16 protein-coding genes are annotated in these 22,484 nt (G+C 72.1%); 10 read left to right on the top strand and 6 right to left on the bottom strand.

What is annotated here, in order from left to right; genetic code table 11:
• The first annotated feature begins 42 nt into the window (after positions 1-42).
• From HED23_RS21165 to HED23_RS21155, 3 genes are all read left to right on the top strand, one after another.
• Entirely contained in the window at positions 43-1,569 is a 1,527-nt protein-coding gene (locus tag HED23_RS21165) for a hypothetical protein (RefSeq protein ID WP_203184962.1), read from the top strand.
• A 67-nt stretch (positions 1,570-1,636) separates the two neighbouring features.
• Entirely contained in the window at positions 1,637-2,548 is a 912-nt protein-coding gene (locus HED23_RS21160) for a hypothetical protein (RefSeq protein WP_203184961.1), read from the top strand.
• 92 nt (positions 2,549-2,640) lie between these two features.
• Positions 2,641-7,380, top strand: a complete 4,740-nt coding sequence (locus tag HED23_RS21155; RefSeq protein ID WP_203184960.1) for a hypothetical protein — start codon at positions 2,641-2,643, stop codon at positions 7,378-7,380.
• 22 nt (positions 7,381-7,402) lie between these two features.
• Here HED23_RS21155 and HED23_RS21150 read toward each other — a convergent pair whose 3' ends face one another.
• Complete coding sequence (locus HED23_RS21150) at positions 7,403-7,858, bottom strand: hypothetical protein (RefSeq protein ID WP_238442068.1); 456 nt, start codon at positions 7,856-7,858, stop codon at positions 7,403-7,405.
• A gap of 507 nt (positions 7,859-8,365) precedes the next feature.
• Between HED23_RS21150 and HED23_RS21145 the strand changes: the two genes are divergently transcribed.
• From HED23_RS21145 to HED23_RS21130, 4 genes are read left to right on the top strand one after another with little or no spacing between them, the layout of a single operon-like run.
• Positions 8,366-11,158 carry a nitrate- and nitrite sensing domain-containing protein gene (locus HED23_RS21145; RefSeq protein WP_203187579.1) on the top strand — a complete coding sequence of 931 codons (2,793 nt, stop codon included), beginning with the start codon at positions 8,366-8,368 and terminating at the stop codon, positions 11,156-11,158.
• Complete coding sequence (locus HED23_RS21140) at positions 11,155-11,598, top strand: roadblock/LC7 domain-containing protein (protein ID WP_124279812.1); 444 nt, start codon at positions 11,155-11,157, stop codon at positions 11,596-11,598. Before HED23_RS21145 ends, HED23_RS21140 begins: the two co-directional genes overlap by 4 nt.
• Positions 11,599-11,607: 9 nt before the next feature.
• Positions 11,608-12,039, top strand: a complete 432-nt coding sequence (locus tag HED23_RS21135; protein WP_203184959.1) for a DUF742 domain-containing protein — start codon at positions 11,608-11,610, stop codon at positions 12,037-12,039.
• Positions 12,020-12,625: a GTP-binding protein gene (locus HED23_RS21130; RefSeq protein WP_203184958.1), complete on the top strand. Its 606-nt coding sequence runs from the start codon at positions 12,020-12,022 to the stop codon at positions 12,623-12,625. The genes HED23_RS21135 and HED23_RS21130 overlap by 20 nt, the downstream gene beginning before the upstream one ends.
• A gap of 138 nt (positions 12,626-12,763) precedes the next feature.
• Here the strand turns inward: HED23_RS21130 and HED23_RS21125 are convergent, their stop codons facing one another.
• Together HED23_RS21125 and HED23_RS21120 are read right to left on the bottom strand one after the other, a co-directional pair.
• Positions 12,764-13,111, bottom strand: a complete 348-nt coding sequence (locus tag HED23_RS21125) for a DUF962 domain-containing protein (protein WP_203184957.1) — start codon at positions 13,109-13,111, stop codon at positions 12,764-12,766.
• 117 nt (positions 13,112-13,228) lie between these two features.
• Positions 13,229-14,035, bottom strand: a complete 807-nt coding sequence (locus HED23_RS21120; protein WP_203184956.1) for a M15 family metallopeptidase — start codon at positions 14,033-14,035, stop codon at positions 13,229-13,231.
• 60 nt (positions 14,036-14,095) lie between these two features.
• On the opposite strand from HED23_RS21120, the gene HED23_RS21115 reads away from it, so the two are divergent.
• A complete protein-coding gene (locus HED23_RS21115; RefSeq protein ID WP_203184955.1) occupies positions 14,096-14,593 on the top strand; it encodes an NUDIX domain-containing protein in 498 nt (165 codons plus the stop codon).
• Here the strand turns inward: HED23_RS21115 and HED23_RS21110 are convergent.
• Entirely contained in the window at positions 14,584-16,953 is a 2,370-nt protein-coding gene (locus tag HED23_RS21110; RefSeq protein WP_203184954.1) for a glycoside hydrolase family 31 protein, read from the bottom strand. The two genes, HED23_RS21115 and HED23_RS21110, sit on opposite strands and share 10 nt — an antisense overlap.
• A 221-nt stretch (positions 16,954-17,174) precedes the next feature.
• Here HED23_RS21110 and HED23_RS21105 point away from each other — a divergent pair, with 221 nt between their 5' ends.
• Both HED23_RS21105 and HED23_RS21100 read left to right on the top strand, forming a co-directional pair.
• The gene (locus HED23_RS21105; protein ID WP_203184953.1) at positions 17,175-19,151 is read left to right on the top strand and encodes an acetoacetate--CoA ligase; all 1,977 of its coding nucleotides are present in this window, start codon (positions 17,175-17,177) and stop codon (positions 19,149-19,151) included.
• Positions 19,152-19,228: 77 nt separating this feature from the next.
• On the top strand, positions 19,229-20,143 hold the full coding sequence (locus HED23_RS21100) for a hypothetical protein (RefSeq protein WP_203184952.1): 915 nt from the start codon (positions 19,229-19,231) through the stop codon (positions 20,141-20,143).
• 69 nt (positions 20,144-20,212) lie between these two features.
• Here the strand turns inward: HED23_RS21100 and ptsP are convergent, their stop codons facing one another.
• Positions 20,213-21,883: a phosphoenolpyruvate--protein phosphotransferase gene (gene ptsP, locus HED23_RS21095; RefSeq protein ID WP_203184951.1), complete on the bottom strand. Its 1,671-nt coding sequence runs from the start codon at positions 21,881-21,883 to the stop codon at positions 20,213-20,215.
• Positions 21,884-21,959: 76 nt separating this feature from the next.
• Complete coding sequence (locus HED23_RS21090; protein WP_203184950.1) at positions 21,960-22,409, bottom strand: PTS sugar transporter subunit IIA; 450 nt, start codon at positions 22,407-22,409, stop codon at positions 21,960-21,962.
• Between the last annotated feature and the right edge of the window lie 75 nt (positions 22,410-22,484).

Here is a 22,484-nt window from a genome sequence, read left to right as displayed (position 1 = left end):
CCGTTTCGACCGTTGTCGGTGTGAGGACCTAATCTGTGCAGCGTGACTTCGCCTGCCGACACCCAGACCGCTGCGCCCCAGCTCAGCGCGGGACCGAGGCCCGCCCCGGGGCCCGCCGCCGACGAGGGGCTCTCGCGTCGGCTGCGCGCGCTCGCCTGCACCGCTCCGCTGCACGACCTCGACGTGCGGAAGGCGAACCTGGCGGGGGAGTACACGGTCTACGCGATGGCGGAAGTCGCCCTCGCCGCGATCGACCTGGTCACCCTGAACATGGACTTCGACACGGGCGCCGACCACGACCAGATAGTGGCCAGGCTCCTCCCGAGGGTCGCGGCCCAGGCTCCGCGCCGGCCGGTGACCGAGCACGAGCGGGTCGCGCGGTGGGTCCTGGAGAACCTGATCAACGTCGGGAGCGTGGACCGCGGCTTCCGTGCCGTGTACGGCACCTTCGGGCCGGACGGCGTCTACGTCCGCAGGGACTACGACTTCAAGCTCATCGAGGAGGTCCCCGGCCACGGTGGCACCGTCTACCTCCGCGCCACCGACGAGGCGGTCAACGTCCTGGTGGGTGCCCTGGACACGGACGTCACCAGCGCCCAGATCGCCGCCGAGGTGAAGCTGGAGGTCCTCATCAGCCGGGGCCGCCTCGCCGACGCGCAGCTCGCCGCCGAACAGGCCCGCTACCGCACCGTGCAGTACGCCGAGACCCTCCGCAGGACGCTGGAGGCGACCCGGCGCAACGTCCGCGCCGTCGACTGGCTCAACGCCGTACCCGACATGATCACCGAGGCGCTGGACCACGTCGCCGACCGCTACCGCCACGAGAACGCGATCCTCACCAACATCCGCAAGGCCAGGGACGAGGCGGAGGAGCCCGAGCACAAGCGCCGTGCCGCCGAGCTCGTCGACATCGTCAAGGACTGCATCCGCCGCCACACCCAGCTCCAGTCCAGGCTGCTGGAGGCGGGACCGCTCTTCCGCGCCGAGCAGGACCGGCAGGCGTTCGCCACGCCCACCGCGCGGGCGGGCCTCGACCTGTACGGCCAGCTCGTCGTACCCCTGCTGCCGCTGCCCGTCGAACAGGCCACCCGGGCCACCGACGCGTTCTTCGCGCGCGGCACCGGGCTGCGGACACCCACCTCGGTCCGGGTCGGCGACCTCGTCGACCTGCTGCTCATGCCTCCGGTGGAGCGGGAGCACCTCGGTGCCGAGATGCCCGAACCCGACCTGATCGCCACCCCGGACGACAGCCGCTTCAGCGAGGAGCAGCTCGGACACGCCATGGAGCTGCTCGACCTGGAGCACGACGCCCCGCGCCGGCTCTCCGGACTCCTCGCCGAGGCCCGGCTGCGCGACCCCGAGCTGCCCTACCTGGTCGCCCTGCTCGCCGTCCACGCGGCGAGCCCGCCGGTCGGCACGGCCTACCGCCAGGGAGAGCGACGGCTGCTGTTCGCCGTCGACGACGGCACCCCGCTCCAGGACCACGAATTCGGCGGGGCCGACCTGATAGTGGGCATGGCCCTGCTGGACGCGGCGGGCATGGCCGCGGACCGCAAGGACGCCGCGTGAGCGTTCCCGGCCCGATCACCCACCCGCTGCCGCCCGAGCGCGGCACCCGTACCGAGGAGTCACAGAGTTGAGCGAGCAGCACGCCGAGCACACCGACGCGTGGGGAGACCAGCCCCTCACGCACGCGGCCGACGCCGCACGCCCGGCCGCTCCCACCGCTGTCACCCCCGCCGACGCGGCCGACGCGGCCCGGCTGGTCTCCTTCGGGCTGCAGCCGAAGCTGATGCCCGCACGGGACGCCGAGTACACCGAGCTGCTCCGGCGCTACCGGGAGGAGCCCGCCTTCGCCCGGCTCTCCGACGCCGTCGCCACCGGTCTCGGGCTCATCGTCCTGGAGGTCTCCACCCGCGCCGGCATGGCAGTGACCGCCGGCGAGGACTCGGTCTTCGCCGTACGCATGGGCGACTACGCCAGGCGGGCCTCCTCCGACTCCGCCGACCGCTTCCTGCACGGCCTCGCCCACCTCGCGGTCGCCGCCATGGCCTTCCCCCGCCCCGAGGACCTCGCCGACGACTCCTACATCGGCCGCATCACGGTCAACGGCGTCGACGCCTTCGTCCGCCAGGCCTGCCGACGCCTGGAGGAGCGAGCCGAGGAGCAGGGCGACAACACCGACCCGGCTACCGACGCCCCAGGTCTCGAATCCGGGTGGCGGATCTACTCCCGCCGCAGTTCCACCGGTGCCACCAAGGACGCCCGCAGGCTGGCCGGTTCCACCACAGGCATCATCGGCAAGGCCGTCGCCTTCCTCACCGACTCGGGGTTCCTCCAGCGCACCGGGGACGACGCGGGCGGCGCCTACCGGACCACGGCCCGTTATCAGCTCCAGGTGCGCGACATGGCCGGCAGCGCCGCCATGGCCGAGCTGCTGGAACTCGGCGTCGTCCCGGTCACGGACGGCTCGGCAACCCTGCTGCCCCCGCCCGACACCGAAGGCCTGGACCTGGCCGCCGACGCGGGCCTGCCCTTCCACTCCTGAACCCGCCCCGCCCGCCACTTCCGACCGCGCCCCGAACCGCACCAGCTGCCGCAGCTGCCCGCCCACCGCCTGAACGACGAGAGTCCGCCGCCATGTACGAGTTGTCCCGGGTCCGCCTCTACTCCATCGGGCCCGCCGGTGCGCGCTACGCCGACACCGTGCTCGACCTGCGCGGAGTCGGCGAGCCCGTGCCCAGGCCCGCGCCGGCCCAGGCGGAGTTCTTCGAGGACGAGCCCGTCGGCCCCCCGCGCAGGCCTGCGCCCGCCGGTGTGCTGTTCCTGGAGAACGGCGGCGGCAAGTCCGTCCTGCTCAAGCTGATCTTCTCCGTGATGCTGCCGGGGCACCGCAACACCCTGGGCGGCGCCAGCTCCGGCGTCCTGCGCAAGTTCCTGCTCGCCGACGACTGCGGACACGTCGCCCTGGAGTGGCAGCACACGCTCACCGGTGAGTGCGTCGTCGTCGGCAAGGTCAGCGAATGGCGTGGCCGCCAGGTCTCCAACGACCCCCGCAAGTTCGCCGAGGCCTGGTACTCCTTCCGCCCCGGGCCCGGCCTCAGCCTCGACAGTCTTCCCGTCGCCGAGGCCACCTCGGTGGGCCGGCCCACCGAAGGCGCCTCGGGAGCCCGGGGCAGGCGCCGCACCATGAAGGGCTTCCGCGACGCCCTCACCGACGCCGGCAAGTTCTACCCGCACCTCGATGTGCACTGGGAAGAGATCCACGACCGCTGGAACGAACACCTCGGCGACCTCGGTCTCGACCCCGAACTCTTCCGCTACCAGCGCGAGATGAACGCCGACGAGGGCGAGGCAGCCGGCCTCTTCGCCGTCAAGAAGGACTCCGACTTCACCGACCTGCTGCTGCGGGCCGTCACCGACACCCGCGACACGGACGGTCTCGCCGACCTCGTCAGCGGATTCGGCAACAAGCTCGGCCGACGCGCCGAGCTCACCGCGGAACGCGACTTCACTGCCGGCTCCGTCGACCTGCTGGGCCGGATCGTCGAAGCCACATCGACCAGGGCCCGCAGCCGTGACGTCCACGCCGGCGCCGAGCGGCGCACCCGCACCCTCGCCCGCAGGCTCTCCGGCCGAGCCGCCGAGGAGCGCGGCCGCACCGCCGAACTCGCCCAGCAGGTCACGGCAGCCGCCCACACCGTCACGGAGGCCGAGGCCACTCGCGGTCACCGGAACCTCGTCGCCGCCGAACTTGCCTACCGGCACGCCTCCCTGGCCCTGACCGCCGCCGAGAAGAGCGCGGCGGCACAACGCCGCGAGCTGGGCGAGGCGCGCACCCTGCACGCGGCCTGGCAGGCCGCCGAAGCGGTCCTGCGCCACCGGGCCGCCGCCGACCGCTCGGCGCGCGTCGCCGTCGCCATCCGGGAGGCGGAGCGCGACGCGGCTCCCGCCCTGGCCGCACGCGCCAAGGCTGCCGCCGACCTCGTACGCGCCCTGCACACCGCCGCCGAGGCCGGGGAGAGGGTGGCCGACGAGGAGGAGGAGCGCTCGGCGACCCTTCAGTCCACCGGAGAAACGGCGCACCGGGACGCAACCACCGCCGCCACCGAGGCACAGCGCGCCCGCAGTGAGGCCGGCCACCTGCGCCAGCGTCTCGCCGAGGTCGAGCAGGAGACCGCCGAGGCCGTACGGGCGGGATGGCTCGACGACACGGCGCCGGACGCCGACCCGGCCCGGGCCGCCCTCGCCGCGAACGACGCCGAACAGACCGCTGTCGCCGCCTGGGACACCGCGCGGGAGGCCGCCCGGGCCACCGCCGACCAGGCCCGGGAAGCGGCGGCCGGGGAAAGCCGCACCGAGCTCGCGGCGGCCCGCGCCGCCGACGGCGCACAGGCCGCCGAACAGTCCTACGAGGCCGAGCGCAGGGCCGCCGAATCGATCGCGGCCGACCACCGCCTCGCCGACCTGCTCGGTCTGCCGAGCGCCTCCGGCGTCGGTGTCCCACGTCCCCGGAGCGCCGCCGCGGGAACGGAGGGGAACCACGAGGTCACCGGGGGAGACGCGCAGCCCCTCACGGCCGAGGAGTTCGACAACAGCGCCGACGAGCTCCGCGAACTCCTCGACCAGGGCATCGCCGCCGCGGAGCGCAGGCTCTTCGACCTGCGCACCGCCGCCGCCGACGACTCCCGGATCCTCGGCGCCCTCGGAGACGGCGGACTGCTGCCTCCGGGGCCCGACGTACTCGCCACCGTCGAATACCTCGGCGAGCACGGCATCCCGGCCCTGCCCGGCTGGCGCTACCTCGCCCAGGCCGTCGACCCCGCCGACCACGCGGCCGTCCTGGCCGCACGCCCCGAGCTCGTCGACGGGGTCGTCATCACCGACCCGGACGCGCACACCCGCGCCCGCGAGGTCCTGGCCGCCGCCGCGCTGCTGCCCCGTTCGGCCGTGGCCGTCGGAACCACGTCGGCACTTCTCGCCCCCGTACCGGCGCCCGGCGTCGCCGGCGCCGGCAACGATGACGTGTTCCTCGTCCCGCCCAACCCCGCGATGCACGACGAACACGCGGCCGACGAGGAGCGCCAGGCCCTCAGGGCCCGGGCGGCGGCGCGCGACGAGGACATCAGGTCGCTCGCGGCCCGGCTCACCGCAGACCGATCCCTCGCGGCCCGGATCGGTTCCTGGCGCGCCGACTGCCCGCCCGGCATGCTCGCCGAACTCGGCGAGACCGCCCGCACCGCCCGCGCCGCCGCGGAGACGGCGGAGGCCGCACTGGCCGAGGCCCGCACCGTGCGAGCCGAGGCCGACGAGGCCGCGGCCGACGCCGCACGCGTCCGGGACGAGCGCCAGGAGGCGGCCCAGCGCGCCCGCCGGGCGGCCGACGCGCTCGCGGGCCTCGCCCACCGCCTGCGTGACCGGGCGGGCTGGCAGGCGCGACTGCGTGAACTGACCGACGAGGCCGCCGAATCCGAGGCACGCGCCACGGCGTACCTGGAGCGGGCACGCGCTGCCGACGAGGACCGCCGGGCCGCCCAGCGCACCGCGGACGACGCCCACCGCACCGCCCGTGCCCTGCGCGCGGAGCGCGCCGAGATCGCAGGCGCCCCGGAAACGCTTCCGGAGCCCGACGCCTCCACCACGCGTACCTCCCTGCCCGCCCTGCGCGAGGCCTACCGCGCTGCCTCACAGCTGTACGAGAAGGTGGGAGTCGGCGCCGACCTGCGGGCCGAGCAGGCCCGCGCCGAGAGCGACGAGAGTGCCGCCCTGGCCGAACTCGACCGCCTCACCAACAAGGTCCGTACGCGCGCCGCCCTGCTCCTCGAAGGAACCGACGGAGCCGACGGACCCTCCCGGCAGGCAGCCGCCGCCCGCGCCGAGTCCCACGTCCAGCTCCTGGAGACCAGGGCCTCCACGGCCAGCGAGCACCTCGGCCGGTTCCGCGGGGAAGCCGAACGGCTCGCCCCCGCCGACGACGCCCCCCACCACACCGAGCTCCCCGACGGCCTGGTCCCGGCCGACGCCGACCAGGCACAGGCCCTGCTGCGGACGGCGACGGCCGAACTGGCCTCCGCCACCGCGGCACTGGACACCGCACGCGCCGCCCACGCCGAACTGCTGCGCGCCCACCGGACCGCCGAGGACTCGGCGAGCGGCTTCGACGAGACCGGCGCGCTCCTGCGTGACCTGCTCAGGGACCACAGTGCGGAGGACGAGGCCGAGGCCCCCGATCCGTACCGGGGGACCCTGGAGGAGGCCAGGCAGTCCGCCGCCGAGACACGCCGCTCGCTGCGAGGCTGCTCCACCGACCTGTCGGCTGCGGAGAGTTCGGTGCGGGAGGCGAGTGACGTCCTCGTACGGCATGCCAACTCCACCCGCTACGAACAGGTCCGGACCCCGGCCAGGCAGCAGATCCGGGAACTCCCGGCGGCAGCCCTGCCCGACCACGCCGAGAAGTGGGCCGCGGCTTTCGCGCCGAGACTGCGTGTGCTCACCGACGAGCTCGCCCAGCTGGAGCGCAACCGCGACTCCATCGTCGACCGGCTCCGCGGCCTCGTGGAGTCGGCCCTCACGACGCTTCGCTCCGCCCAGCGGCTCTCCCAGCTGCCCGAGGGGCTGGGGGAGTGGTCCGGCCAGGAGTTCCTCCGGATCCGCTTCGAGGAACCGGACCAGGCCACACTCACCGAGAGGCTTGGTGAGGTCATCGACGAGGCCACGCACGCGGCCCTCAAGAAGAACTCCGACCTCCGCAGGGACGGCATGTCCCTCCTGCTGCGCGGGGTCCAGGCGGCGCTGCAGCCCAAGGGCATCGCCGTGGAGATCCTCAAGCCCGACGCGGTACTCCGTGCCGAGCGCGTCCCGGTCGGACAGATGGGTGACGTCTTCTCCGGCGGCCAGCTGCTCACCGCCGCCATCGCGCTGTACTGCACGATGGCGGCCCTGCGCAGCAACGACAGGGGCCGCGACCGGCACCGTCATGCGGGCACGCTCTTCCTCGACAACCCCATCGGACGCGCCAACGCCACCTATCTGCTGGAGCTCCAGCGAGCGGTCTCCGACGCGCTGGGTGTCCAACTGCTCTACACGACAGGGCTCTTCGACACCACGGCACTCGCCGAATTCCCGCTCGTCATCCGCCTCCGCAACGACGCGGACCTGCGGGCGGGCCTGAAGTACATCAGCGTGGAGGAGCACCTCAGGCCGGGACTGCCCCAGCAGGACCCCGAGGGCGAGACCGTCCACGGCGAGATCACCGCGACCCGCATGTTCAGGCGGACCGGTGAGGCGCCCGGCACCGCGGGCGGGCCGGCCGTCCCGGAGATGCGGGCGGAGATGACCGGAACGCACACGGCGCCGGCACAGGCTCCGGAGACGCGATAGGGGAGGCCGGGGCGCAGGCGGGTCAGGCCCGGGAGAGCCTGCCTTCGCCCCGGCGTCGTATCCGCGCTTCCCGGCGCGCCCGGGTGCGGGCAGCGCGCCTGGCGGTCCGGCGCTCACGGCGCATGCGGCGTGCCGTGCTGCTGGGCACGGACACCACGCCGTTGCGCTGGTTCCACACCTGACGGGTCACCCAGACGTCCAGCACCGACCACGTCGCCACGATCGTGCCGGCCACACCGCTGAGCACCATCGGGAAGGCGAGCCAGGACCCGGCCAGCGTGCACAGGAAGGCCACCATGGCCTGAATGATGGTCAGCGACATTATGAGGACGGCGCGCACCGCGGCCGTCCGTACCGGATCCGGCATCCTCCGCCGTATCGCGGGTTCCTCCACCCACAGCTGCCGCGGGATCCGGGCACCGGCCGCAGCCGTGGTTCCCGGCGGTGCCGCCGTGCCCAGGCGCTCGTCCGTGTCCAACGACCTTCAACTCCCCACCACTGTCCGACCCAAGGGTGGCTGCCCGGCAAGCGCCCGTTCTACGCGGGCGGAGCCGCTCGCCTGTCGCACGTACCCCCGTGAGGTTCTTCTGCCCCGTATGTGTGGACGAACGCCAGGGCGCGAAGATTCCCGCCGGGGGCGGCAACAAGCCCCGAAAGGTCACGGAACGAAAGATTCCAGCCAAGTGCCGTGTGTGGATGCACAGCGTCCGGCCAGGAGTTCTCTGTCGCTTTCGCGAAATTCTTCGCCGGTGATACCAGGACAACTGGTCAGCAACTCGGGGAAGAGCGGCCGGAAATCGTCCGGACACGTCTTCGAGTTACCGGTGCGTCAGTAGTAGGCTCGCGCCGTTTGTTGACGGAACACCGGCCGACGCTCGGTGGGCCGCGGCAGGAACACCCGAACAACCAGGAGGACCGGGCGACCGGGACCACCGGGAACACCGACACGATCACCCCGCGGTGCGGGGCCGAGCTGGGGGAGGCCATGCGCTTTCGCGGGAAGTCCATCCGCAGGAAGATCGTGGCGTTGCTCCTTGTGCCGCTCGCCTCCCTCACAGGTCTCTGGGTCTTCGCCACCTACGTCACCGGCCGCGAGGCCGGCGAACTCATGGGCGCGAGCGCCATCGTGGAGCAGGTCGGCCACCCGCTGGAGGACACCATCCGTGCCGTCCAGGGTGAACGCCGCCAGACTCTCGTCTTCCTCGCCGACCCCCGGAGTTCGGAAGCCCTGCCCCTGCTGCGCCGCAGTCGTGCCCAGACCGACCGGGTCGTGGCCGAGGTCACCCGGAGCGCGCAGAGCAAGGACATCCGGGACAAGCTGAGCCCCGAGTCGGAGGCCCGGCTCGATTCGATCCTCAGCGAGATCGACGGCCTGGACGCGCTGCGCGGCTCCGTCGAGAAACGCACCATCGACCGGACCAGGGCCCTCGACTTCTACAACGGTCTCGTCGACCCCTGCTACCGCTTCCTGAACGGTCTCCACACGATGGAGAACGTATCGATGGACAAGCAGGTACGGGCTCTGGTCGGCATCTCCAGGGCCCGCGAGATGCTCTCCCGTGAGGACGCCCTGATCGCGTCGGGCCTCATAGCGGGACGGCTCGGCGCCCCCGAGCTCCGGGTCGTCTCCGACCTCGCCGCCAGCCGCACGCTCCTGTACGAGGTCAACCTCGAGCTCCTGCCGGACAGCGAGCGCGGACGCATGGAGCAGTACTGGCGCAGCCCCGACAGCGAGCCGCTGCGAACGGCCGAGCAGAAGCTCATCGCCGCAGGCCCGGTCACGAAGCCGGGCGTCGTCGACGCCGCGCGCTGGGAGGAAGTGGCCCCGCCCGTCCTGGACCGTCTGGCCAACGACGGCACCGAGATGTCCAACCGCTTCCAGGACCGCGCCGAGCCCGCCGGATACCGGGTCCTCATCCAGGCCGGTGTCGCCGGCGTCCTGGGGTTCCTCGCCCTCCTCGTGTCCGTCTTCGTCTCCGTACGCGTGGGACGCGAACTGGTCCGCGACCTCTCCCGGCTGCGCAAGGACGCCCACGAGGTGTCCGGGGTGAGGCTGCCCAGCGTGATGCGCCGGCTGGCCGCGGGCGAGCAGGTCGACGTCGAGACGGAAGCCCCCCACCTCAGTTACGAGCGCGACGAGATCGGCCAGGTCGGCCAGGCCCTCAACACCCTTCAGCGGGCCGCGGTCGAGGCCGCCGTCAAGCAGGCGGACATGCGCCGCGGCGTCTCCGAGGTCTTCGTCAACCTCGCGCGCCGCAACCAGGTGCTCCTGCACCGCCAGCTGACCCTCCTGGACACCATGGAGAGGCGCACCGAGAACAGCGACGAGCTCGCAGACCTCTTCCGCCTCGATCACCTGACCACGCGCATGCGCCGACACGCGGAAGGCCTCGTGATCCTCTCCGGGGCCGCCCCGTCCCGGCAGTGGCGCAAGCCGATCCAGCTGATGGACGTGGTGCGGGCGGCGGTCGCCGAAGTCGAGGACTACGAGCGGATCGAGGTCCGGCGCCTGCCCCGCATAGGCGTGGGCGGCCCGGCCGTGGCCGACCTCACCCACCTGATCGCGGAACTGCTGGAGAACGCCACGGTGTTCTCGCCCCCGCACACCGCGGTGCAGGTGCACGGCGAACGCGTGGCCAACGGCTTCACCCTCGAGATCCACGACCGTGGCCTCGGCATGGCGCCGGAAATCCTCCTGGACGCCAATCTGCGGCTCGCCGAGACACCCGACTTCGAGCTCTCCGACACCGACAGGCTCGGCCTGTTCGTCGTCAGCCGCCTCGCCCAGCGGCAGAACGTCCGGGTGTCGCTGCAGACCTCGCCGTACGGGGGGACGACCGCGGTCGTCTTCATTCCGGGGCAGCTGCTCACCGACGCCCCCGACACGCACGGCACCGGCTTCCGTCTCGACCGCCGGGCCGAGAAGGCGATCGGCGGCGGCCGGCCGGGCAGCCTCGTGCCCGGCAGCGACAAGGCCCGCAGGGACGGAGTCGCCGACACGGACATCCCCGGCAGGCCGTCCGGGCTCTCCCCGGTCCCGACCGGACTCACCGACGCGTCCGTGCTCGACGGACCCGTCGAACTCGAAGGACCGGTGGGCACCCTCGGGTTCACCGGCGACCCGGCACTCGACCGGGAACTCGATCCGGCACTCGGCCCGGTCCTCGACGGTGTGTCCGACCTCGAGGACACCGAGAGCGAGCGCGGCGGTATCTTCCGGGCCCGTGACCTGCGCAGGGAAGCCGACCGGGAACAGCACCAGCAGGCCTTCGACCCGTCGGACGGCCGCTCCGCGGACGTCCGGCCGATGCGGCCCGCGGGCCCTGTCCCGCTGCCGCGCAGGAAACCACCGACGCTCGTCACCGACCAGCGCCGCCGGATCGGCGACGCGGGACGTGCCCACCCGGGCGCCCCCGAGAGCTTCCCCTCCGAGGCCGTCACCGCGCCGCCGGCGCCGGGGACATCCCCGGCCGGCGAGGCCCCGGCGAGGCTCAGGCCCGTCACCCGGCCGTCCGCGCCGGACACGGTGGGCGGTCTCCCGCGCAGGGTCCGGCAGGCGAACCTCGCCCCACAGCTCCGGGAGGACTCCGCAGGGCGCACTTCCGGCCACGTCCCCGCAGACACCGACGACGACCTCGAACGTGACGCGGACGAAGTACGCAATCGCATGGCTTCGCTTCAACGCGGCTGGCAGCGCGGCCGTCGGCAGAACGCCGAGGACGCGACCGGCCCCGGCGAGACAGCACCAGGAACCACTCCGGGAGGGGACGGTCGATGACCGCACCGAACGCCGCAGCACACAACGCCTCACGCCAGGGATCCGGCGAACTCAATTGGCTCCTCGACGAACTGGTCGAGCGCGTCGCGAGCATCCGCAAGGCGCTGGTGCTCTCCAGCGACGGCCTCGCCACCGGCACGTCCCAGGACCTGACGCGCGAGGACAGCGAGCACCTGGCGGCCGTGGCCTCCGGATTCCACAGCCTAGCCAAGGGGGTGGGGCGTCATTTCGACGCCGGCCGGGTCCGGCAGACGGTCGTCGAGCTCGACGAGGCCTTCCTCTTCGTCACGGCGGCGGGAGACGGCAGCTGTCTCGCCGTCCTGGCCGACTCGGACTCGGACGTCGGGCAGGTGGCGTACGAGATGACCCTGATGGTCAAGCGCGTCGGGGCGCACCTGGCCAACGCCCCCCGGACCACCGGTCTGCCCGCCGGAGGGTGAGGCGAGGGGATGAGCGCAGACTCCGTCCGGGACACCGCGCCCGGACCACCGCCCGCAGAAGCGGGAGCCTCCCGCTGGTACGACGCCGAAGCGGGTCCGGTGGTCCGGCCCTACGCGATGACCCGGGGACGAACCAGCAGCGCCTCCCGTCATCGTCTCGACCTGATCGCGATCGTCGTCCCCGAACCGGCGGCCGACGATCCCGGCCGGGATCAGACGCTCTCCCCGGAACACGTGGAGATCGTCGAACTGTGCAGCGACATGCCCCAGTCCATCGCCGAGCTCGCCTCCGGACTGGATCTCCCCGTCGGGGTGGTCCGTGTCCTGGTCGGTGACCTCGTCGAGGACGAGCTGGTGCACGTCACCCGTCCCGTTCCGCCGGCCGAGCTGCCGGACGAGAGCCTTCTCCGTGAGGTGATCAATGGCCTTCGGGCGCTCTAGCCGCAAGAAGCGGCACGTCGAGCCCGTCACCCTCAAAATCCTGGTGGCGGGCGGCTTCGGTGTGGGCAAGACGACCCTGGTGGGGGCGGTCAGCGAGATCAGACCGCTCCGTACGGAGGAGAGGCTGAGCGAGGCGGGCCGCCCCGTCGACGACGTCGCGGGGGTCGAGGGCAAGAGCACCACAACGGTGGCCATGGACTTCGGCCGGATCACCCTGCGCGAGGATCTGGTCCTCTACGTGTTCGGGACCCCCGGGCAGGACCGCTTCTGGTTCCTCTGGGACGAGCTGGCCCAGGGTGCCCTGGGCGCCGTGGTCCTCGCGGACACCCGGCGGCTGGAGGACTGCTTCGCGGCGGTCGACTACTTCGAGCGCCGGGGGATCCCGTTCACGGTCGCGGTCAACCTTTTCGAGGGCGCCGAACAGTTCCCCACCGAGACGGTACGGGCGGCACTCGACCTGGACCCCGAGGTGCCGGTGCTCCTCTGCGACGCACGCGACCGGGCATCCGTCCGGGACGTGCTCGTCGCAGTCGTGGAACACGCCATGGTGCGTGCGGGCCGGCTCCGCGAACCCGCCAGGACCTGACGGCCCGACGACGCACGTGACGCGGTCCGTACCCCCGCCGACCGGGGTACGGACCGCGCGTACGGTGCGGGGGGCAGCGGGCGTGGCAGGAGTCTTCACCCGGAGTGACGGCCCGTCAACCCTGTCGGCGCGGCGAGGTCACGGATTCTCTGCGAGCCACTTCGCCGCGGTCTCCGCCAGTTCGGCGTCACGCCCGGCGAGCATCATCCGGATCATCTGCGCATCGCCCCGCAGGGACCACGCGGGATGCCCGAACGTGGCCGGGTTGTTCTTTTCGATGAGGAAGTGGGCGGGCCACGCGGTGCCGTATCCGATCAGAGGCAACGCCAGCGCGTAACGCCTGCGGCCGCGTGCCAGACCGTACGCGGACACCGCGAGGCCGGTCAGGGTGCCGGTCAGATGGACCCACCGGGTCGCCGCCCTGGAGTGCATGGCGACGTAGTAGGGCCAGAACTCTTCATAGGAATCGAACGTCTGCTGTGACATATCGGCACCGTAGTGGCTCGACCGGCAACCGGATACGGCAGTTCCGCGTCCGTCATTACGAACGGGCGGCCGGAGCCCACGGGGGTGGTCCCGGTCGCCCGTTCCTCTGCGGGGCGGTCAGTGCCCCGCGACGGAGCGCCTCGCCACCGGGAAGTCGAAATAGGTGTCAGGGAAGAGCTCGGGCTTGTAGGTGAAGTGCCACCACTCCTCCGCCAGATTCACGAACCCGAGACGCGAGAGCGTCCCCTTGAGCATCTGCCGGTGGGCACGCTGCGCCCCCTGCACCCGGGGGTCGTCCGTGTGGGACAGAGTGTCGAAGCAGTCGTAACCCGTGCCCATGTCGACCGAGTTGTCGGGGAAGCGTTCGTCCTTCGGCGCGAAGCACGGAGCCAGCTCCTCGCCCGGCTCGTACGGCCTGGCCGGTAGCGCCGGCAGCTTCACCAGGGTGAGGTCCACCGTGCTGCCCCGGCTGTGCCCGGACTTCTCCGCGATGTAACCGTCCTCGAACAGCCGTGTCTTGTCGACCATCGGATAGAACTCGTCCTTCATGGCCTGGTCGTCGAGATCCTTCGCCCAGCGCACGAAGTGGTCCACAGCGCGCTGCGGCCGGTAGCAGTCGTACACCTTGAGCGAGTAGCCCTGACGCAGCAGGCTCCGCTGGGCCGTGCGCAGCGCCCGGGCGGCGGGCCGGGTCAGGATGCAGACGGGCTGCCGGTAGCCGTCCACCGGCTCTCCCATGAAGTTGTGCGCGGTGGTGTAGCGCATCTCCGTGATGATCGTCGGATCGACGGAGCGGAGGTCGACGAACTCCGGCGGAGCCTTGGGTTCGGGCCTGGCCGCCGCAACCGGCGCCGCGGCGGTCACAGCGAGCAGAGCGGCGCCGGCAGCGGCCAGAGCGCGGAGAATACGAGCAGTTCCTGTCATGGGCACACCGTCTATCAGCTTCCGCGCCGCAAGAGAAGGGTGATCGGATACAGTCCGCCCGTGAAGGACTCCCACTGCGGCAGCTGCGGGACCCCGTACGCCGCCGACACCTGGCCCCGCACCTGCACTGCCTGCGGGCACACCGCCTACCGCAATCCGCTGCCCGTAGCGGTCGCCCTGCTGCCCGTCACCGGACCGCACGGCACCGGCCTCGTCGTCATCACCCGCACCATCCCCCCGCACCAGGGCGGGATCGCGCTGCCCGGCGGCTACGTCGACGCGGCCGAGGACTGGCGCCACGCCGTCGTGCGCGAACTCGGCGAGGAGACCGGAATCCAGGCCGACGAGACGGACGTACGCCTCGCCGACGCCCTGAGCTCACCCGACGGCCACCTGCTCCTCTTCGGCCTGCTCCCGCCGCGCCCCGCCGGGGAACTCCCGCCCTCCGCACCGACGGACGAGACCGCGGGGTACGACGTGCTGGGAACCCCGGAAGAACTCGTCTTCCCGCTGCACACCCGGGCAGCGCGCTCCTGGTTCGCCGGCGCCTACGGCTGAGGCGGGTCAGGCAGCCCCCGCACACGGACGGGGTAGGGCACCGGCCCCTTCTCCCCGCTCCGCTCGACCACCACACGCCCCGCCCGAAGACACGACGCGTAGCGCTCCACCTCGGCCCCCGCCCAGCCGTCACCCATGTCCCGCACGACCAGCCCGCCCCCGGTGCGCCCAGCCGGCGGAGCCCACACCTCCAGTTCGAGGCTCCCCCCGTCGCCCCGCACCGGGATCACCGCGCCGGCCCGGGCCAGCACGGGAATCCGTGACAGCGGCGCGTCGACCACCACCTGCCCGGGCCCTTCGTACGCCAGCCCGCTCGCCGTGTCGTACCACCGCCCGCGCGGCAGCCGCACCGTCCTGCGGTCCGCCCCCTCCTCCAGCACGGGCGCGACCAGCAGCGCGTCACCCAGCAGGAACGCGTCCTCACAGTCCCGCAGCTCCCGGTCCCGTGACCCGCCCCACCACACCGGCCGTACATACGGAGCGCCCGTCAGCCGGGCCAGCTGAGCCAGCGTCACGAAGTACGGGCGCATCCGCTCCCGCTCCTCCAGAGCCGCCCTGGCGTGCGCCAGCACCTCCGGACCGAACTCCCACGGCTCCCGGCGTCCCGCGTCGATGGCCGCGTGAGTCCGGAACAACGGCATGTACGAGCCCAGTTGGAACCAGCGCAGATAGAGCTCGGGGGACGGCGAGCCGTCGAACCCGCCGACATCGGGCCCCGAATACGGCACACCGCAGAGCCCGAGCCCCAGCACCAGGGCCAGCGAGGCCCGGAGCCCCGGCCACCCCGTCGCCACATCACCGGACCAGGTGCCCCCGTACCGCTGCATCCCCGCCCAGCCCGAACGGGAGAACAGGAAGGGCCGGTCGCCGGGGCGCAGCCGGCGCAACCCCTCGTACCCGGCCATCGCCATCGCCATCGCATACACGTTGTGGGCCTCACGGTGGTCCCCGCCACGGCCCTCCAGGGAGTGCCGGGACGAACGAGGCAGCGACGGGTCCCCGAAGGCGGAGAACGCCACCGGCTCGTTCATGTCGTGCCACACCCCGGCGAATCCCTGGGCGAGGCGCTCCTCGTACAGCGTGCCCCACCACTCCCGCACCAGTGGATCGGTGAAATCCGGATAGACGCACTCACCCGGCCACACCTCACCGAGCACGGCCTGCCCCTGAGGGTCCCGGACGAACGCGCCCTCCGCGCCGACCTTCAGCCCGCTGTCGAACACCGCGTTCCCCGCCGACGCCCGCACCGCCGGATCGACGATCGAGACCAGCCGGACGCCGTCCTCGCGCAGCTCCTTCGCCAGCACGGGAAGACCGGGGAACCGCTCCCGGTCGACCGTGAACACCTGGTGCGCGTCGAAGTGGTCGATGTCGAGGTGCAACACCGACAGGGGCAGGCCACGCTCCCGGTACCCCGCGACGACCCGGCGTACCTCCTGCTCGCTGCCGAAACCCCACCGGGCGTGCTGGGGACCCAGCGCCCACGACGGGGGCAGCGCGGGAGCCCCCGTCAGCGCCGTCCAGCCTTGTAGCACCCTGGCCGGCGTACCCGCGACCACCCAGCAGCGGAGCGGACCGCCGTCGATCCGGACCTCACAGGTGCCGGGCCTGTCGTGCCCGGAGCCGGCGCCCTCCTCGCCCTCCCGGAGAGTCACCCCGCCCGACCAGGAGTTGTCGTGGAACGCGAGATGGGTCCCCGCGTCGGACACCACCACCTGCACCGGCATCGTCAGATACAGAGGGTCGTCCCCAGGACCGAAGCGCCCGCCCGGATCGGTGTTCCACAGCCGGTACGTACCCTCCCTCAGCCTCGGCCCGCCGGCCCGCCCGCCCAGCCCGAAGAAGCGCGCATCGGCCGGAACCTCGGACCGCTGCACCCACCGCGCCTCGCCACCCTCCACCGGTTCCCACCAGCGCGGCGGCAGCTCCCGGCGCAGCAGCACACCACCCGGCGTCCGCAGCTCCACGCCGCCGTGCCGCGACACGACGACCGTCAGCCGCTCCGACACCACCCGCCAGCCGCCGTTCGCGTCCGGCTCGAGACGCGCCCGTGGATCGGACTCCGGCTCGTCCCCGGGCAGGGCGTACGAGGGCAGCGGACCGGCACCGTCCCAGGACCAGAACACCGCACCGCCCACCGCCACACGGACCAGCAGCTGCGAGCGGGCGAACCGCACGACCCCACCGCCCGGACCGGGCTCCGCACTGATCAGAAGGCCGGGCACACGGGCCCGCTCCGCACCGCGAGGCGCCAGCGCCCGCGCATCCGCACGCCTATGCCGCCAGGCCGAGCGCATCGTACGCATCCCCTGTACAGAACCGACCATTTTCACCGAGCGCACCAGGTCACGACCATCCATGACGGCCACCCTGCCACTCGACGAGACGCAAACGTGCTCCGTTCAGCTTCCGTTCACCTGTGGCCGCGCCACACAGCGGGACACGCAAGCATGGCGGGGGGACCCTGGTGCGCAAGACGATCACATGGCATCGTCCGTGACAGCCGTTCACGCGCACACCCCAGCCCGTGCGCGCGACACACGCACACCCCGCGTACACCCCGAAAGGCCAGGGAGCCTCCATGACCTCAGCAGCCGGCGAAGCCCCCCTCTGGCAGCCCGATCCCGAACGCGTCGAGGCCGCGGCCGTCACCCGCTTCCAGCGATGGGCGGCCGGACGCCACGGAGCGCCGGCCGACGGCGGCTACGCGGCACTGCACCGCTGGTCGGTCGACGAACTCGAGACCTTCTGGCAGGCCGTCGCCGACTGGTTCGACGTACGCTTCTCCACCCCGTACGAGGCCGTCCTCGGCGACCGCGCCATGCCCGGCGCCCAGTGGTTCCCCGGAGCCACCCTCAACTACGCCGAGCACGCCCTGCGCACGGCCGACGACCCGCTCCGCGCGGACGCCCCCGCTCTGCTGTACGTCGACGAGACCCACACCCAGCTCGCCGTCAGCTGGTCCGAACTCCGGCGCCAGGTCGCCTCGCTGGCCGCCGAACTCCGCGCCCTCGGCGTCACCCCCGGCGACCGGGTCAGCGGGTACCTCCCCAACATCCCGCAGGCGGTCGTCGCGTTCCTCGCCACTGCCGCGGTCGGCGGGGTATGGACCTCCTGCGCCCCCGACTTCGGGGCCCGCAGCGTCCTGGACCGCTTCCAGCAGGTCGAACCTGTCGTGCTGTTCACCGTCGACGGCTACCGCTACGGCGGCAAGGAACACGACCGCACCGGCACCGTGGCCGAGCTCCGCAGCGAGCTCCCCACCCTGCGCGCGGTCGTACACATCCCGCTTCTCGGCACGGACGCACCCGACGGCGCCCTCGAATGGTCGGCGCTCACCGCCTCCGACACCGAACCCGTCTTCGAGCAGGTCCCGTTCGAACACCCGCTGTGGGTGCTGTACTCCTCCGGTACCACCGGGCTTCCGAAGGCGATCGTCCAGTCCCAGGGCGGCATCCTCCTCGAACACTTCAAGCAGATCGGGCTGCACTGCGACCTCGGCCCCGACGACCGCTTCTTCTGGTACACCTCCACCGGCTGGATGATGTGGAACTTCCTCGTCTCCGGCCTGCTCACCGGCACCACCGTCGTGCTGTACGACGGCAGTCCCGGCCACCCGGACGTACAGGCCCAGTGGCGTGTCGCCGAACAGACCGGCGCGACCTTCTTCGGCACGTCGGCCGCCTACGTCATGGCCTGCCGGAAAGCGGACGTCCACCCCGGCCGGGACCACGACCTCAGCCGCGTCCAGTGCGTCGCCACCACGGGCTCCCCGCTCCCGCCCGACGGCTTCCGCTGGCTCCACGACGAGGTCGCCGACGACCTGTGGATCGCCTCCGTGAGCGGCGGGACCGACGTCTGCAGCTGCTTCGCGGGCGCGGTCCCCACCCTGCCGGTCCACATCGGAGAGCTCCAGGCCCCCTGTCTCGGCACCGATCTCCAGTCCTGGGACCCCGCCGGCGAACCGCTCACCGGCGAGGTCGGCGAACTCGTCGTGACCGCACCCATGCCGTCCATGCCGGTCCGCTTCTGGAACGACCCCGACGGCAGCCGCTACCACGACAGCTACTTCGACATGTACCCCGGCGTCTGGCGCCACGGCGACTGGATCACCATCACCGACCGGGGCTCGGTCGTCATCCACGGCCGCTCCGACTCCACCCTCAACCGCCAGGGCGTGCGGATGGGCTCCGCCGACATCTACGAGGCGGTCGAACGGCTCCCCGAGATCCGCGAGTCACTCGTCATCGGCCTCGAAGAACCGGACGGTGGCTACTGGATGCCCCTGTTCGTCCACCTCGCCGACGGCGCCACGCTCGACGACGAACTCCGGGACAGCATCAAGCGGACCATCCGTGAGAACCTCTCCCCCCGCCACGTACCGGACGAGGTCATCGAGGTCCCCGGCATCCCCCACACCCTCACCGGCAAGCGCATCGAGGTCCCGGTCAAACGGCTCCTCCAGGGCACAGCCCTCGCCAAGGCTGTCAACCCCGGTTCCATCGACGACCTGGAACTCCTCGGCTTCTACGAGGACCTCGCCCGCCGGCGCCTCTGACACCGCGGCCCGGAAGCCGTTGTCAGTCCCCCTGATTACGCTGAGTGAGCATCGATCGACAGCGCACAGGGGGACTCATGGCGCACATCAAACCGACCAAGCGCAGCCGGCAGAGCTCCGGAACATCCATGCGACGCACACTGCGCCGCGAAGCACCCAGCACCGTCGGCCTCCTGGTCGACCCCGAGGACTTCGCGGCCATGCGTCACTACCGGAGCTTCACCTTCGAAGACCACTCCGTCTATCTCCAGCAGGTCGAAGGCCTGCTGCGCACGCTCGCCGCCCAGGGAATGCACACCACCGTCGCCCTCTTCGACCCTGAGGACTACGCGGAGTTCTGCACCGAGTCAGGTCTCGATCCGGACGAGCGCACGAGCCGCAGCCGCTTCACCGCAGAGATCGCCGCAGCCGGCGCCACCGTCGCCTACACCGGCCAGCCCATCGACACGCTGATCCCGCTGCTCGTCTCACGAGCCGTCCGCCACGCGACATGGGAGTACGCGACGATGCTGCTGGCAGGGATCGGCGACTGCGCGGACTGCGGGCAGGACATCGGCAGGGCCGCCTTCGACAGGGCATCCCACCTGCTGATGCGTCTGCTGGACACCGCGGGCCCGGGAATGCACCACGTGGTCTGCAGCGTGCCCACGGAGAGCGAACAGCTCCTCGCCGTCCTCCACACGGCCCGGGACACGGACGGTCCGGCCCGCCTCGAGTCCTCGGAAGGGGCGGAGTTCGCCACGGTGCTCGCCGTGGGCGTCGCACTCGAGACCCAGGGCGGCGTCGTACTGCGCACCACGGAGCCGGACACCCCGGACCGCGTGCACGGCTGGCGCCTGCACAGGGGCAGCCTCCTCCCGCTCACGGCGGGCGAGGTCTTCAGCGCCTACTGCACCGACGCGGACACGGGCGAACCCGTGTCTCCGGAGTCCGGCGTCGAGTACTGCGCGGGCTTCGACCTCGGTGCCGACGAACCGGAGGCCCAGCGCTGACGCACCGAAGGGGTCCCCGCCGGAACCGGCGGGAACCCCTTCACGTCGGACTGTGTCCGCCGGACGGCGTCACTCGCCCGACAGCACCGCCTGTGCCGCGAGCCGTGCCTCTTCGGCGGAGTCCGCCGCACGCGCGGCGGAGGCGGCGCGCTCGCACTGCGCGAGCGTGTGCTTCGCAAGCGTCGCCCGCACGTAGGGAATGGACGCCGCGCCCATCGACAGCGACGTGACCCCCAGACCGGTCAGCACACACGCCAGCAGCGGGTCCGAAGCGGCCTCCCCACAGACACCACAGCTCTTGCCCTCGGCCCTGGCGGCGTCGGCCGAGAGCGCGACCAGGTCCAGCAGGGCGGGCTGCCACGGGTCCTGCAGCCGTGAAACGGCCCCCACCTGGCGGTCGGCCGCGAAGGTGTACTGAGCCAGGTCGTTGGTACCCAGCGACAGGAACTCCACCTCCTGCAGGATCGAGCGGGCCCGGAGCGCTGCGGACGGAATCTCCACCATCGCCCCGAACTTCGCCTGCAGTCCCGCCTCACGGCAGGCATCGGCGAACGCCTTCGCGTCGGCGCGGTCCGCCACCATCGGAGCCATGACCTCGAGGTACACCGGCAGCCCCTCGGCCGCCCTGGACAGCGCGGTCAGCTGGGTCCGCAGCACATCCGGGTGGTCCAGCAGACTGCGCAGCCCACGCACACCCAGTGCCGGGTTCGGCTCGTCGGCCGGGGTCAGGAACTCCAGCGGCTTGTCGGCACCGGCGTCGAGCACCCGCACGACGACACGCCCCTCGGGGAACGCCTCCAGCACCGCGCGGTACGCCGCGATCTGCTTCTCCTCGGACGGCGCCTGCTTGCTGTCGTCCAGGAAGAGGAACTCCGTACGGAACAGCCCGACGCCCTCGGCTCCGGCTTCCAGGGCCGCCGGCACGTCACCGGGACCGCCGACGTTGGCGAGCAGCGGCACCTTGTGACCGTCGGAGGTGGCCCCGGGGCCGGTCACGGCAGACAGAGCCGCCTTGCGGGCCGCCGAGGCGCTCTCCATCTCGGACCGCTTCTCCTCGCTCGGCTCCACGAAGATCTCACCGGTGCTGCCGTCCACCGCCACGACGGTGCCCTCGGCGATCTCACCGGCTCCGGGGAGAGCCACGACGGCCGGAACCCCGAGCGCCCGCGCGAGAATGGCGCTGTGGCTGGTGGGCCCGCCCTCCTCCGTGACGAAACCGAGCACCAGAGTGGGGTCGAGCAGGGCCGTGTCCGCGGGAGCCAGGTCACGCGCGATCAGCACGTACGGCTCGTCGCTGTCCGGCACGCCCGGCATCGGAACGCCGAGCAGGCGCGCCACGATCCTGTTCCGTACGTCGTCGAGGTCGGCCACGCGACCCGCCAGGTACTCCCCGGCATTGGCCAGCAGAGCCCGGTACGCGGCGAACGCGTCGTAGACACCGCGCTCGGCGGTGCTGCCGACGGCGATACGACGGTCGACGTCGGCGATCAGCTCGGGGTCCTGCGCCATCATGGCCTGGGCCTCGAGCACATGCTGTGCCTCGCCCCCCGCCAGATTGCCGCGCGCGATGAGGTCGGCCGCGACAGCTTCCACGGCCTGGCGGGCACGACCCTGCTCGCGCTCGGCCTCTTCCGCGGGAATCTGTTTGGCCGGCGGCTCGAGCACCGCCGTACCCATGTGCCGAACCTCGCCGATGGCCACACCGTGGCTCACGCCGACGCCTCGCAGCGTTGTCTCCATTTCACCCGTCTCCGATTGTGCGACGACTGCGCCGCCGCGGTGGATACCCAACTGGCTCGTCAATGCGCCGAGGGCGTCACTGCCAGCCGAACAGCGTGTCGCCGACCTTCACGTCGCCGTCCTCAAGGACCTCGGAAAGGGACTCCGCCGTGGCCTCCAGGGCCACGACCGGACAGATCGCGGACTTCCCGGCCGCCTCCACACCTGCCGGGTCCCACCGGACGATGCCCTGACCGCGCGTCACCGTGTCTCCCTTGTTCACGAGAAGCTCGAAGCCCTCGCCGTTGAGCTGCACGGTGTCGATGCCGAGGTGCGTCAGCACCCCGTGGCCCTGGTCGTCGACGACGACAAAGGCATGCGGGTGGAGGGAGACGACGATGCCGTCCACCGGTGAGACCGCCTCCGAAGGCTCGCGCACGGGGTCGATGGCGGTACCCGGGCCCACCATCGCTCCGGAGAAGACCGGGTCGGGAACCGCGGTGAGCCCGATGGCGCGGCCGGCGAGAGGGGACGTCACTGTGGTCATGGAGAGCCTCCAAGGGGTGGGGATCCGTATGTCACCGCCACGGCTGATGGAGGGCGGCGTACTGATCAGCAGCGT

It is taken from the genome of Streptomyces pratensis (assembly GCF_016804005.1).
GTDB classification, from domain to species: Bacteria; Actinomycetota; Actinomycetes; order Streptomycetales; family Streptomycetaceae; genus Streptomyces; species Streptomyces pratensis_A.
Note: the sequence above shows the minus strand (reverse complement) of the source record. Positions and strands in the feature narration are given on the sequence as shown.

Bases quoted from the DNA above. Each gene is read 5' to 3' on its own strand.
- HED23_RS21145 (WP_203187579.1), top strand. From the start codon at position 8,366: ATGCGCTTTCGCGGGAAGTCCATCCGCAGGAAGATCGTGGCGTTGCTC.
- HED23_RS21125 (WP_203184957.1), bottom strand. From the start codon at position 13,111: ATGTCACAGCAGACGTTCGATTCCTATGAAGAGTTCTGGCCCTACTAC.
- HED23_RS21140 (WP_124279812.1), top strand. From the start codon at position 11,155: ATGACCGCACCGAACGCCGCAGCACACAACGCCTCACGCCAGGGATCC.
- HED23_RS21100 (WP_203184952.1), top strand. From the start codon at position 19,229: ATGGCGCACATCAAACCGACCAAGCGCAGCCGGCAGAGCTCCGGAACA.
- HED23_RS21120 (WP_203184956.1), bottom strand. From the start codon at position 14,035: ATGACAGGAACTGCTCGTATTCTCCGCGCTCTGGCCGCTGCCGGCGCC.
- HED23_RS21135 (WP_203184959.1), top strand. From the start codon at position 11,608: ATGAGCGCAGACTCCGTCCGGGACACCGCGCCCGGACCACCGCCCGCA.
- HED23_RS21090 (WP_203184950.1), bottom strand. From the start codon at position 22,409: ATGACCACAGTGACGTCCCCTCTCGCCGGCCGCGCCATCGGGCTCACC.
- HED23_RS21130 (WP_203184958.1), top strand. From the start codon at position 12,020: ATGGCCTTCGGGCGCTCTAGCCGCAAGAAGCGGCACGTCGAGCCCGTC.
- HED23_RS21110 (WP_203184954.1), bottom strand. From the start codon at position 16,953: ATGGATGGTCGTGACCTGGTGCGCTCGGTGAAAATGGTCGGTTCTGTA.
- HED23_RS21105 (WP_203184953.1), top strand. From the start codon at position 17,175: ATGACCTCAGCAGCCGGCGAAGCCCCCCTCTGGCAGCCCGATCCCGAA.
- ptsP (WP_203184951.1), bottom strand. From the start codon at position 21,883: ATGGAGACAACGCTGCGAGGCGTCGGCGTGAGCCACGGTGTGGCCATC.
- HED23_RS21155 (WP_203184960.1), top strand. From the start codon at position 2,641: ATGTACGAGTTGTCCCGGGTCCGCCTCTACTCCATCGGGCCCGCCGGT.